This is a genomic window from Streptomyces sp. ITFR-21, assembly GCF_031844685.1.
In the GTDB taxonomy this organism is placed as follows: Bacteria; Actinomycetota; Actinomycetes; order Streptomycetales; family Streptomycetaceae; genus Actinacidiphila.
Genome location: NZ_CP134605.1, coordinates 4,318,506 through 4,330,868 on the forward strand (window position 1 = coordinate 4,318,506; position 12,363 = coordinate 4,330,868).

11 protein-coding genes are annotated in these 12,363 nt (G+C 72.9%); 10 read left to right on the forward strand and 1 reads right to left on the reverse strand.

From position 1 onward, the window contains the following. Window positions 1–42 precede the first annotated feature (42 nt). The 10 genes from RLT57_RS19040 to RLT57_RS19085 all read left to right on the forward strand — a co-directional run bounded on the left by RLT57_RS19040 (window position 43) and on the right by RLT57_RS19085 (window position 11,173). Window positions 43–1,515, forward strand: a complete 1,473-nt coding sequence (locus RLT57_RS19040; protein ID WP_311298592.1) for a glycosyltransferase — start codon at window positions 43–45, stop codon at window positions 1,513–1,515. Between the two features lie 130 nt (window positions 1,516–1,645). Further along, complete coding sequence (locus tag RLT57_RS19045) at window positions 1,646–1,813, forward strand: hypothetical protein (protein WP_311298593.1); 168 nt, start codon at window positions 1,646–1,648, stop codon at window positions 1,811–1,813. 83 nt (window positions 1,814–1,896) lie between these two features. Continuing rightward, a complete protein-coding gene (locus RLT57_RS19050) occupies window positions 1,897–2,166 on the forward strand; it encodes a hypothetical protein (protein ID WP_311298594.1) in 270 nt (89 codons plus the stop codon). A gap of 446 nt (window positions 2,167–2,612) precedes the next feature. After that, on the forward strand, window positions 2,613–3,794 hold the full coding sequence (locus RLT57_RS19055) for a M20 family metallopeptidase (RefSeq protein ID WP_311300773.1): 1,182 nt from the start codon (window positions 2,613–2,615) through the stop codon (window positions 3,792–3,794). 331 nt (window positions 3,795–4,125) lie between these two features. Next, window positions 4,126–5,154 (forward strand): BMP family lipoprotein, encoded by a 1,029-nt coding sequence (locus RLT57_RS19060; RefSeq protein WP_311298595.1) that lies wholly within the window; start codon window positions 4,126–4,128, stop codon window positions 5,152–5,154. Window positions 5,155–5,463: 309 nt separating this feature from the next. Then, window positions 5,464–7,020: an ABC transporter ATP-binding protein gene (locus tag RLT57_RS19065; protein ID WP_311298596.1), complete on the forward strand. Its 1,557-nt coding sequence runs from the start codon at window positions 5,464–5,466 to the stop codon at window positions 7,018–7,020. Then, the gene (locus RLT57_RS19070) at window positions 7,017–8,138 is read left to right on the forward strand and encodes an ABC transporter permease (RefSeq protein ID WP_311298597.1); all 1,122 of its coding nucleotides are present in this window, start codon (window positions 7,017–7,019) and stop codon (window positions 8,136–8,138) included. Before RLT57_RS19065 ends, RLT57_RS19070 begins: the two co-directional genes overlap by 4 nt. Continuing rightward, complete coding sequence (locus RLT57_RS19075; RefSeq protein WP_311298598.1) at window positions 8,135–9,421, forward strand: ABC transporter permease; 1,287 nt, start codon at window positions 8,135–8,137, stop codon at window positions 9,419–9,421. The genes RLT57_RS19070 and RLT57_RS19075 overlap by 4 nt, the downstream gene beginning before the upstream one ends. Next, the gene (locus RLT57_RS19080) at window positions 9,418–9,831 is read left to right on the forward strand and encodes a cytidine deaminase (RefSeq protein WP_311298599.1); all 414 of its coding nucleotides are present in this window, start codon (window positions 9,418–9,420) and stop codon (window positions 9,829–9,831) included. The genes RLT57_RS19075 and RLT57_RS19080 overlap by 4 nt, the downstream gene beginning before the upstream one ends. A 61-nt stretch (window positions 9,832–9,892) precedes the next feature. Continuing rightward, a complete protein-coding gene (locus RLT57_RS19085) occupies window positions 9,893–11,173 on the forward strand; it encodes a thymidine phosphorylase (RefSeq protein WP_311298600.1) in 1,281 nt (426 codons plus the stop codon). A 354-nt stretch (window positions 11,174–11,527) separates the two neighbouring features. Here RLT57_RS19085 and RLT57_RS19090 read toward each other — a convergent pair whose 3' ends face one another. Further along, entirely contained in the window at window positions 11,528–12,328 is an 801-nt protein-coding gene (locus tag RLT57_RS19090; protein WP_311298601.1) for an alpha/beta hydrolase, read from the reverse strand. Window positions 12,329–12,363: the final 35 nt, after the last annotated feature.

The following is a 12,363-nucleotide window of genomic DNA, read 5'->3' on the forward strand; positions in this document are numbered from 1 at the left end:
TTGGGTGCGGGAATGGCGGGGAGTTTACGCGGATCAGCGCGTGTGGCGGTCGTGTCGGGCGGTGGACTCGACGGCGACTCCCGCGCGCTCAGGGTGGCCGGGGCCGCCCGCGCGGCCGGCTACCAGGTGACCCTGATCGGCCGCGCGCCGGCGACGGTCGCGCTGCCGGGCGTCGACGTACGGCAGGTGACCGTACGCGATGTGCTGCGCACCCACCGGGTGGTGCGCCCCCGCCCCGGCCTGCGCTGGCCACTGGCCTACCGGAGCGCCGCCGCGTACGAGCACCGCACCACACTGCTCGCCGCCCGGCGTTCGCTGCTGACCACCCGGTCCGCCGAACTCGCCATCGTGCACCGTCCGCTGCCGCTGCTCGCGGTGGCCCGCGGCGGCCACGCGCTGGCCTGGCTGTGGCACGGGGTACGAGCGGTCTGGACGAAGGCCCGCGCCGCCCAGTACCGGGCCGCGGTCCGCCGCCGGGAACACCCGGCCGGCCGGCCGGACAACCTGACGACCGAGGTGGCCCGGCTGCTGCTCGGCCGCCGCGCCTGGCGCCGGCTCGACCCCGGTCTGCTGGACGATGAGGTCGCCTACGGGCCGGTGCTCGACGCGGTCCGCCCGCACCTCATCCACGCCCTCGGCCACCGCTCGCTGGCCCTGGCCATCCGCGCCGCGCTGCGGGCCGAGGGCTCCGGCCACCGCATCGAGGTGGTCTGGGACGCGCCGCCGCGGACACCCGAGCCGACCCGGCGGGCCACCGTCACGGGCGACGCCCTGCTGCGCACCTTCGCCCGCGAGGCCGACGGCGTGGTCACCGTCGGCGACCGCCTCGCCGGCGAACTCCGGGCCGGCCACGGCCTGTCCGCCACCCCCGCCGTCGCCCGCAACGCGCCCCCCCTGGCCGCCGCCACCCTCAAGCACCCGCACGGCGTCCGCGACCGCTGCCATCTCGGCGCCGACGTACCGCTGCTGGTGCACACCGGCCCGGTCACCGCGGACCGCGGCCCGGTCACCGTCATCGAGGCGCTGCCCAAGCTGTACGACCTGCACGCCGCCTTCGTCGTCCCTGACCCGGACGCCCCCGGACTCGCCGCGCTGCGCGAGCGCGCGGCCCAACTCGGCGTACCGGCCCGGCTGCACGTGCTGCCCTACGTACCGGTCGACGAGATCCCGGCGTTCTTGTCCTCGGCCGACATCGGCGTCCTGCCGGTCCACCAACTCCCGCACCACCAGGCGGTGCTGGCCTCCCGCTACCTCAAATACGCGCACGCCCGGCTGCCGGTGGTGGTCAGCGACGTCCGCGCGATGGCCGCGGCCACCCTCGAACTCGGCAACGGCGAGGTCTTCCGGGCCCGCGACACCGCCGACTTCGTCCGCGCGGTCGGCGCGATCCTCACCAACCCGCGGCGCTACCGGAAGGCGTACGACCGCGTCGACGTCCTGCGCCAGCGGTCGTGGGAACACGAGCGCACCCCGCTGCTGGACCTCTACGCAAAACTGCTGGGCCCGCGCCCCTAAGGGCCGCCGCCGGTATTCCCCGTTCCGCCCGGAACGGTTTCCCGAGGCTGGGAAATGGCGAATTCAGCTCGCTTTGCATGCAATTCAAGTCGCCCATTGAGTGGAAAGGTGACTGCCGTATCGTTTCCGCATGTACGTGATTGCCTATGGTCCGTGGTTACGGTCCGCGGACATCCCCCTGGCCGCGTTCTCCGTGGCCACCCACCGTAAGCACCCGCAAGCGGATGTGATTCCGAGGGCGCTGGCCGAAGCCCTGAAGACCGCCGACGAGGCACCGTCACGCTTTTCGGGGACCTGACCGCCGCCGGCCTCGGCTCCGGCCCGGCCGCCAACCTCCGGAGGAATCTCCTGTCCACCTACTCTGCTTTCTCCCGTTCCCCGATGTCGCACGAATGGCGTGAGGAGGGCCGGGCGGAGGGCCGGGCGGATGGCCGCGCACAGGGCCGGGCGGATGGCCGCGCGGATGGCCGCGCACAGGGCCGGGCGGAAGATGTTCTCCTCGTCCTCCGGGCCCGTGACGTCGTGGTCGACGATGCCGTGCGCGAGCGCCTCTCGGCTTGCGGGGACGTCGAGACCCTGAGCCGCTGGCTTGCCCGCGCTGTCACGGTGGAGCAGGCCGAGGATCTGTTCGCCGGGGACGACGAGGGCTGATCGGGCGCGGGCGGTCGAGAGGCCGCCCGCCTCAGGGACTCCGGACGCGACGGTCACCCCCCAAGGCCGCCGCACCCGGAGTGGGGCGGAAACACACGGGCGTAACACGATGGACGTAAGCTGGGTGTCGTCGCCCGCGTGCATACGAAGACCTGCACCGAACAGGCGTTGCCTCGGGACGAGCGGCTCATGCGAGCCGGTGTGGGTGTGATCAGGCCCGGACCCCAAAAGGGTGGGCATACCCGTGAGGATGATCCGGTATGCGCCGATCAGGCTGCTTCTTCTCCTCGTACAGATCCTTGTTTTCGCCGATCACATAAGAGGAGCCGGTCGTGGGGCTTACCCTGACTGAGGTGACTGACGATTCACCCGCAGAGCCCGTGAAGCAGCCCGCCGGGCCCGCCGGGCCCGCCGCGCCCGCGGAGCCCGGGGTCCGTGCCGCAGCGGTGCGGCCCGCCGACACGGCCGGCACGCTGTCCGCCGACCTCCGCGCCGAGCTGACCGCCTTCCGGCGCGACCTGCACCGCCACCCCGAGCTGGCCCGCCAGGAAGTCCGGACCACCGAGAAGGTGCGGGCCCGGCTGGCCGCGGCGGGGCTGGACCCGAAGGTGCTGCCCAACGGCACCGGCGTGGTGTGCGACATCGGACCCGCGGACCCGTCGCGGCCCCGCATCGCGCTGCGCGCGGACCTGGACGCGCTGCCGGTGCCGGACACCAAGAACGTCGAGTACCGCTCCACCGTCGACGGCCGGGCCCACGCCTGCGGCCACGACGTGCACACCACCGTCGTCCTCGGCGCCGGCCTGGTGCTGGCCGGGCTCGCGAAGGCCGGCCGGCTGCCGCGGCCGGTGCGGCTGGTGTTCCAGGCCGCCGAGGAGACCATGCCGGGCGGCGCGCTGGACGCGGTGAAGGCCGGGGTGCTGGACGGAGTCGGCCGCATCCTCGCCGTGCACTGCGACCCGAAGCTGGAGGTCGGCCGGATCGGGCTGCGGCAGGGGCCGATCACCTCGGCGGCCGACAAGCTCAAGCTGGTCCTGGACGGTCCCGGCGGCCACAGCGCCCGGCCGCATCTGACCACCGACCTGGTGATGGCCGCCGCCAAGCTCGCCACCGAGCTGCCGGCCGCGCTGAACCGCAGGGTCGACCCGCGCTCCGGGCTGAGCATCGTCTGGGGCCGGATCGAGTCCGGGCACGCGGCGAACGTCATCCCCCAGCACGCCGAGCTCGAAGGCACCGTGCGCTGCCTGGAGCTGTCCGCCTGGCACGACGCCCCCGACCTCGTCCACGAGGTGATCGACCAGATCGCGGCGATCTACCGGGCCAAGTGCGAGATCACCTACCAGCGCGGCGTGCCCCCGGTGGTGAACGAGGCCACCTCGGTGGAGCTGCTGCGCGAGGCGATGACCGTACGGTTCGGCGCGCAGGCGGTCGAGGACACCGAGCAGAGCCTGGGCGGCGAGGACTTCTCCTGGTACCTGGAGCACGTACCGGGCGCGCTGGCCCGCCTCGGCACCCGATCGGTCGGCGACACGGTCAAGCGGGACCTGCACCAGGGCGACTTCGACGTGGACGAGGGTGCCATCACGGTCGGCGTGGAGCTCTTCACCGCCGCCGCGCTGCTCTCCTGAGGTCCGGCGGCGGAGCCGGGGGAGGTCGGCCCGGCGTCCCCCGGCTCTGCCCCGGCCGCCCCAGGGCCACGGCCCGCCCCACCCGGGCCGGCCACCGCCCGCCCCTGCGCCCCGCCCCGACCGACCCCTGGAAAGCCCTGAAAAGGACACCCCGGATGCGGTGTACTGCTGGTCTGACACCGGGTGAAGCACTTGCCACGAGTACGTCACCTGGCGGAAATGCGTCGATCCGATAACGGGTCTTCATTCGGTCTTTACCTGACATCTACGCGCGTTAAGCTCCGGCCTTAGCCAGCGCCGGACGGGGCGCTTCGAACTGAAGGGGACCCTCTTGCGCCGGGTATCCAAGATCGCTGCCGCGGGCGTGGTGTCCGCCGCTCTCGCGCTCACCGCGACCGCGTGTGGCAGCAGCTCCACTTCGGACAGTGGCAAGAACAAGGGCGTCGGCATGGCCTACGACGTCGGCGGTCGCGGCGACCACTCCTTCAACGACTCCGCCGCCCGCGGCATGGACAAGGCCGACAAGGAGTTCAAGCTCGGCACCAAGGAGCTGACCGCCAGTCAGGGCGAGACCGAGTCCGACCGTGAGCAGCGGCTCGACTCGCTGGCCGCCGCCGGCTACAACCCGGTCGTCGCGGTGGGCTTCACCTACGGCGACGCGGTCACCGCGATCGCCAAGAAGTACCCCAAGACCACCTTCGGCCTGGTCGACTCCGTGGTGGACGCTCCCAACGTCGACAGCATGGTGTTCGCCACCGAGCAGAGCTCGTACCTCGCCGGTGTGGCCGCCGCGCTCAAGACCAAGACCGACAAGGTCGGCTTCATCGGCGGTGTGCACAACACCCTGATCGGCACCTTCGACGCCGGCTTCGCGCAGGGCGTCAAGGACACCAAGCCGTCCGTGACCGTCACCCGCCAGTACCTGTACGAGACCGACACCAAGGGTTTCGCCGACCCGACGTCGGCGCAGGGCAAGGCGCAGGGCATGCTCGACAGCGGTATCGACGTCATCTACACCGCGGCCGGCCTGTCCGGTGACGGATCGATCCAGGCGGTCGCGGCCAAGCCCGGCGCCTGGGCGATCGGCGTCGACTCCGACCAGTACCAGGACCCGGCGCTGGCCAAGTACAAGAACAGCATCCTCACCTCGGCGATCAAGAACGTCGACGTGGCGGTGTACGACCTGGTCAAGTCGGTCAAGGACGGCACCCCGAAGGCCGGCACCAACTCGTACACCCTGGCCAACGGCGGTGTGTCGCTGGCGACTTCGGGCGGATTCATCGCGGACATCCAGTCGCAGCTGGACGCCGTCAAGCAGAAGATCGTCTCCAAGGCGATCACGGTCAGCAGCACGCCGTGACGGTGAGCGTGTAGGCGTGCGGCGGTACGCGACGATGAGGCTCGGCGGGGGTTGCTGAAGCGCCCCCGCCGGGCCTCGCGCACTGTCCGGACCGCTGTGAATGATCGGCGCTACGCGCGTAGCCCCACTTTTCCGCGATACGTTCACCCCCACCGCCCGAGCCTTTCCCCGCGAGGAGAGTGCGCCATCAACGCGTCCACCAGTCCACCCCCGCCGCCCCCGCCCTCCGGCTCCGCGTCCACCTCCGCGCCTGCCGTCGAACTGCGCGGGATCACCAAGCGCTTCCCCGGCGTCGTCGCCAACCACGACATGGACATCACCGTCCGCTCCGGCACCGTGCACGCCCTGGTCGGCGAGAACGGCGCCGGCAAGTCGACCCTGATGAAGATCCTCTACGGCATGCAGAAGCCGGACGAGGGCACCATCGCCATCCACGGCGAGCCGGTGACGTTCGGCGACCCGGGCGACGCCATCGCCCGCGGTATCGGCATGGTGCACCAGCACTTCATGCTCGCCGACAACCTCACCGTGCTGGAGAACGTCGTCCTCGGCAGCGAGAAGCTGCACGGGATCGGCGGCCGGGCCCGGCAGCGGATCCGGGAGATCTCCGACGCCTACGGGCTCGGCGTCCGGCCGGACGCGCTCGTCGAGGACCTCGGGGTCGCCGACCGGCAGCGGGTGGAGATCCTCAAGGTGCTCTACCGCGGCGCCCGCATCCTGATCCTGGACGAGCCCACCGCCGTCCTGGTGCCGCAGGAGGTCGACGCGCTTTTCGACAACCTGCGCGGGCTCAAGTCCGAGGGCCTGACCGTCATCTTCATCTCGCACAAGCTGGGCGAGGTGCTGTCGGTCGCCGACCGGATCACCGTCATCCGGCGCGGTACGACGGTCGGCGAGGTCGTTCCGGCCGGCACCACCACCAAGCAGCTCGCCGAGCTGATGGTCGGCAGCGAACTGCCGTCGCCGGAGACCCGTGAGTCCACCGTCACCACCGAGCCGATGCTGACCGTCGAGGGACTGCGGCTGGCCGCCGTCGACCCGGACGGCGTCGAGCGGATCGTGCTGGACGACATCGGCTTCACCATCCACAAGGGCGAGGTGCTGGGTATCGCCGGGGTGGAGGGCAACGGGCAGGCCGAACTGGTCGAGGCGATCATGGGGACGCGCACCCCCGACGCCGGCACGCTGGACCTGGACGGCCGCGACATATCGACCGCGCCCACCCGCAAGCGGCGCGAGGACGGCATCGGGTACATCCCCGAGGACCGGCACCGGCACGGGCTGCTGCTGGAAGCGCCGCTGTGGGAGAACCGGATCCTCGGCCACGTCACCGAGCGCCCCAACAGCAGCGGCTTCCTGATCGAGCCGGGCGCCGCCCGCCGCGACACCGAGCGGATCGTCCGCGAGTACGACGTACGCACCCCCGGTATCGAGGTCACCGCCGCGTCGCTGTCCGGCGGCAACCAGCAGAAGCTGATCGTCGGGCGCGAGATGAGCCACCTGCCGAAGCTGCTGATCGCCGCGCACCCCACCCGGGGCGTGGACGTGGGCGCGCAGGCCCAGATCTGGGACCAGATCCGCCAGGCCCGGCGCGAGGGGCTGGCCGTGCTGCTGATCTCGGCCGACCTGGACGAGCTGATCGGGCTCTCCGACACCCTGCGGGTGATGTACCGCGGCCGGCTGGTCGCCGACGCCGACCCGGCCACCATCACCCCGGAGGAACTGGGCTCGGCGATGACCGGCGCCGTGTCCGGGCACCTGGCGGCCGAGCCGGCCCGCCCGCCCGGGGCGGCCGGCGGTACCGACGCGCCGGACGGGCCGGACGGCAGGGACGAGTCCGCGGGAGCCGGGGGAGAAGAACGATGAAGAAGTTCGACAAGGACCGGCTGGTCCTCGGGATCGCCGCGCCCGTACTGGCCGTGGTCGGGGCGCTGATCGTCACCGCCCTGGTGCTGCTGGCCACCGGCAAGGAGCCGTTCGACGCCTTCCGCATCATGGTGGACTACGGCAGCAAGTCCGACAGCCAGGTCTACATCCTCAACAAGGCCACCACGTACTACCTGGCCGGGCTCGCGGTCGCGGTCGGCTTCCGGATGAACCTGTTCAACATCGGCGTGGACGGCCAGTACCGGCTGGCGGCCTTCTTCGCCGCCGCGGTCGGCGGCGCCCTGTCCGTCCCCGGCGCGATCCAGATCCCGGTGATCATCCTCACCGCGATGGCGGTGGGCGCGGTGTGGGCCGCGATCGCCGGCGTGCTGCGGGTCACCCGGGGCGTCAGCGAGGTCATCTCCACCATCATGCTCAACTCGATCGCGGGCATCGTGATCGGCTACTTCCTGCAGGGCGGCCGGCTCGGCGTGGTCGACAAGAACGCCAACATGGTGTCGACCAAGCCGCTGCCGTCCTCCAGCCACCTGTTCAACTTCTCCACCGCCACCGGACCGGTGTTCGGCTTCATCGTCTTCGCGGTGCTGGCCGGCGTCCTGTACTGGTTCGGCCTGTCCCGCACCAGGTTCGGCTTCGACCTGCGGGCGGTCGGCCGCTCCGAGTCGGCCGCGCAGGCCAGCGGGGTCAACGTCAAGCGGATGGTGATCACCAGCATGCTGATCTCCGGCGCCATGGCGGGCCTGGTCGGCATGCCCACCCTGCTCAACCAGTCGCACGACTACGGCACCGACTTCCCGACCGGTATCGGCTTCACCGGTATCGCGGTGGCGCTGCTCGGCCGCAACAACCCAATTGGCATCGGCATCGGCGCCCTCCTCTGGGCGTTCCTCGAACGGTCCTCCAACGGGCTGGAGTTCGAGGGGTACGACCGGGAGATCGTCGGCGTCATCCAGGGCGTCATCGTGCTCGCGGTGGTCATCGCCTACGAGCTCGTACGCCGCTACGGCCTGGCCCGGCAGCAGCGCCGGGTCGGCGCGGAACTCGCCGCGGCCGGTTCCGGCTCCGGTTCCGACGACAAGCAGGAGGTGACGGCGTGACCGCGACCGCAACCAAGACCCCGCCGCCCGCCGCGCCCCGCACGGGCGGTGGCCGCGGCGCCCGGTTCAGGCTCACCTGGCCGGTGACCCTGCTGATCGTCGCCGCCGCCCTGATCCTGGTCTCGGTGGTCCGGGCGATCACCGGCGCCGCGGACGTGACGTCCGACGGGCAGGTGGCCGGCGCGCTGTCCGGCGCCGTCCCGATCGGTCTGGCGGGCCTGGCGGGCCTGTGGTCGGAGCGGGCCGGTGTGGTCAACATCGGCCTCGAGGGCATGATGATCCTCGGCACGTTCTTCGGCGCGTGGGCCGGCTGGCAGACCAACCCGTGGCTCGGCGTGCTGGCCGGGGTGCTCGGCGGCGCGCTCGGCGGGCTGGTGCACGCGGTCGTGACCGTCACCTTCGGCGTGGACCACATCATCGCCGGTGTCGCGATGAACATCCTCGCCGCGGGCGTGACCGCCTACCTCGCCAAGCGACTGTTCAACGTCGGCGAGGCGGCGCAGAAGGGCGGCACCCCCAAGCAGTCGCCGCCGATCGCGGACATCAAGCACTTCACCGTGCCGGGCCTGTCGCACTGGCTGGCCACGCTGGAGGCGCACCACTGGTTCCTGGTCTCGGACCTGGCCGGGATCGTCGGCGGCCTGGTGACCGGCATCTCCTCGCTGACGCTGATAGCGCTGGTGCTGTTCGTGGCCACCTTCTTCATCCTGTGGCGCACCCCGTTCGGACTGCGGCTGCGGTCCTGCGGGGAGAACCCGGTGGCGGCCGAGTCGCTGGGCGTCAACGTCTACACGTACAAGTACGTGGCGGTCGTGGTCTCCGGCGGGCTGGCCGGCCTCGGCGGGGTGTTCCTCGCCGTCGGCACGCACTTCTACCTGGAGGGCCAGACCGGCGGGCGCGGCTACATCGGCCTGGCCGCGATGATCTTCGGCAACTGGCGGCCGGGCGGACTGGCCATGGGCGCCGGGCTGTTCGGCTACGCCGACAGCCTCCAGCTGCGCAACGGCGGCCCCTCGGTGCACGCGCTGCTGCTCCTGCTGGCCCTGCTGCTGCTCGCCATGGCGGCGTGGAAGTTCTACCGCGGCGCGCGGATCGGCGCGGCGATCGCGCTGGGCTTCGCGGTGCTGCTGGCACTGTGGTACACGCTGACCGACTCCGTACCGGACGAGGTCGTGCAGGCCACGCCCTACGTGGCCACGCTGCTGGTGATGGGACTGTCGGCGCAGCGGCTGCGGATGCCGAAGGCGGACGGGCTGCCGTATCGGAAGGGGCAGGGCGGGTGACGACACCGGCGGGGCCGGCGGGCGAGGTCGACTGGGAGGCGCTGCGACGGGCCGCGCGGGAGGTGATGGAGCGGGCGTACGCGCCCTACTCCGCCTTCCCGGTCGGCGCGGCGGCGCTCACCGACGACGGCCGTACCGTCGTCGGCTGCAACGTGGAGAACGCGGCGTACGGGGTCGCGCTGTGCGCCGAGTGCGGCCTGGTCTCGGCGCTGCACGCCTCCGGCGGCGGCCGGCTCGTCGCCTTCACCTGCTCGGACCTGCGGGGCAACGTCCTGATGCCCTGCGGGCGCTGCCGGCAGCTGCTGTGGGAGCACGGCGGGGCGGAGCTGCTGGTCGACACGGTCCGGGGGGTGCGGACGATGCGGGAGGTGCTGCCCGACGCGTTCGGGCCCGCCGACCTGGAGCGCTGAACCCGCCCGCCCCTCCCTTCCGTATCCCGTGACCCTCGCCGAACACTGGGAAGTTGCTGCCGTGGACGTCATTTCCGTCATCCGTACCAAGCGCGACCGCGGTCGGCTCAGCGACGAGCAGATCGACTGGGTGATCGACGCGTACACCCGGGGGGCCGTCGCCGACGAGCAGATGGCGGCGCTCGCCATGGCGATCCTGCTCAACGGGATGGACCGGGCCGAGATCGCCCGCTGGACCGCGGCGATGATCGGCTCCGGCGAGCGGATGGACTTCTCCGGCCTTGCCCGGCCCACCGCCGACAAGCACTCCACCGGCGGCGTCGGGGACAAGATCACCCTGCCGCTGGCGCCTCTGGTGGCCGCCTGCGGGGCGGCCGTGCCGCAGCTGTCCGGGCGCGGCCTCGGGCACACCGGCGGCACCCTGGACAAGCTGGAGTCCATCCCCGGCTGGCGGGCGGCGCTGTCCAACGACGAGATGCTGGCCGTGCTCGGGGACGTGGGCGCGGTGGTCTGCGCCGCCGGGGACGGGCTCGCGCCCGCCGACAAGAAGCTGTACGCGCTGCGGGACGTCACCGGCACGGTGGAGGCGATCCCGTTGATCGCGTCCTCCATCATGTCCAAGAAGATCGCCGAGGGCACCGGTTCGCTGGTGCTGGACGTGAAGGTCGGCTCCGGCGCCTTCATGAAGAACCTCGACGACGCCCGGGAGCTGGCCGCGACCATGGTCGGGCTGGGCACCGACCACGGGGTGCGCACGGTGGCCCTGCTGACCGGGATGTCGGTGCCGCTGGGGCTCACCGCGGGCAACGCGCTGGAGGTCCGGGAGTCCGTGGAGGTGCTGGCCGGCGGCGGCCCGGCCGACGTGGTCGAACTGACCCTCGCGCTGGCCCGCGAGATGCTGGACGCGGCCGGGCTGCCGGACGCCGACCCGGGCCGGGCGCTGGCCGACGGCTCCGCGATGGACGTCTGGCGCCGGATGATCCGCGCGCAGGGCGGCGACCCCGCGGCGGAGCTGCCCCGGGCCAGGGAGACGCAGACGGTCCTCGCGCCCGCCACCGGGGTCCTCACCGCCCTGGACGCCTACGCGGTCGGCGTCGCCGCCTGGCGCCTGGGCGCCGGCCGGGCCCGCAAGGAGGACGCCGTCCAGGCGGGCGCGGGCGTGGAGCTGCACGCGAAGCCGGGCGACCGGGTGACCGCGGGCCGGCCGCTGCTCACCCTCCACACGGACACCCCCGAGAGGTTCGCCTACGCCGAAGAGGCGTTGGCGGACGCGGTCACCGTCTCCACGACGCCCGGCGCGACACCGCCCACCCCGCCGATCATCCTCGACCGCCTCGCCTGACGCCCCACGCGCGCCCCTGAGGCCGCGGTGAGCCCCGCGGCGGCGCCTGGGTCCGCGGGCCGGCGGGCCGGCGGGGTGTCGGGCCGCTGGTTCCGGCGTCCCGGCTGCTCGGTCCGCTCAGCGGAAAACGCGCCCGCGCGGGAGCCCGGCGTCCGGCGGCCGGGAGCCCCGGCGTCCCGGTCAGCCCGTCGGCGGCTCGGCTCGCGGCGCGGCGGCTCCGGCTGGCGGGCGCCCCGGCGCCCCCGCACCGCCCGCCCCCGATCTTCCGCCTCCCCCAAGTCCGCGGGCCGGCGGAGCCGGCCTGGTGAGTGCCCCGGCCGGGCGACGCGTCCCCCCGGGCTCGCGGCGGCGCCCTCAGGCCCGCAGAGAGCGGCCGAAGCCCGCCGCCAGAGGCATGCGCAGGCCGAGCGGCGGGGGCGCCGCCATGGCGTCGGCGACCGGGCGCGCGTAGGGGCGCTCCAGGAGCGAGCCCAGCACGAAGTCCGCGGTGAGGGCGAAGACCTCCGCGCGGTGCTGGTGCAGGCCGTGGCTGGCCGAGTGGACCTCGAAGCGGCAGACCTGCCGGTTGACCTTCTTGGCGCGCTCGGCCAGCCGGTAGGACAGCTCGGGGTCGGTGGACTCGTCGTCCGTGCCGTGCACGACCAGCACCCGCCGCCCTATGAGCTGCTTCACCGGCTCCGGTTCCGCGTCCGGCCCCCCGGGCAGCCAGGGCGCCAGGGCGGCCACCGAGGTCACCGCGGGGTGCCCGGCGGCATGCAGGGCCGCCCGTGCGCCCATGCCGATGCCGACCAGGCACACCGGTACGTCCCCGTAGCGCCGCACCGCCTCCCCGACCGCCCACCCGGCGTCCTCCGCCGGGTGCGCGTGACCGCCGTTCCAGCCGCGGAAGCGGTAGTGCACCACATGCGCGGCCACGCCCTCGGTGAAGCCGGCCCGCACCAGGTGGCGGGCGAGCGGCCAGATGACCGCCGCCGCCACCGGGGAGCGGCGCCGGGTGCTGAGGGCGTCCCCACCGGGCAGCGCGAGGACGACCGCGCGCACCGTCGCGCCGGGGTCCTGTTCCCGCTGGGCCGGCACCAGCGGGCGCGGCGCCCGTCCCGGCGCCACCGCGCGCCCCAGCCGCGCGCCCCGTGCCGGTAATGCTTGCGAAGCCATGGCGCAACGATGGCAGACGAGGGGGTGTGCGCTGT

What these genes read in the sequence shown, in the direction of transcription:
- RLT57_RS19050 (WP_311298594.1), top strand. Translation starts at nt 1,897, where the DNA reads ATGTCGCACGAATGGCGTGAGGAGGGCCGGGCGGAGGGCCGGGCGGAT.
- RLT57_RS19045 (WP_311298593.1), top strand. Translation starts at nt 1,646, where the DNA reads ATGTACGTGATTGCCTATGGTCCGTGGTTACGGTCCGCGGACATCCCC.
- RLT57_RS19065 (WP_311298596.1), top strand. Translation starts at nt 5,464, where the DNA reads ATGGACATCACCGTCCGCTCCGGCACCGTGCACGCCCTGGTCGGCGAG.
- RLT57_RS19090 (WP_311298601.1), bottom strand. Translation starts at nt 12,328, where the DNA reads ATGGCTTCGCAAGCATTACCGGCACGGGGCGCGCGGCTGGGGCGCGCG.
- RLT57_RS19070 (WP_311298597.1), top strand. Translation starts at nt 7,017, where the DNA reads ATGAAGAAGTTCGACAAGGACCGGCTGGTCCTCGGGATCGCCGCGCCC.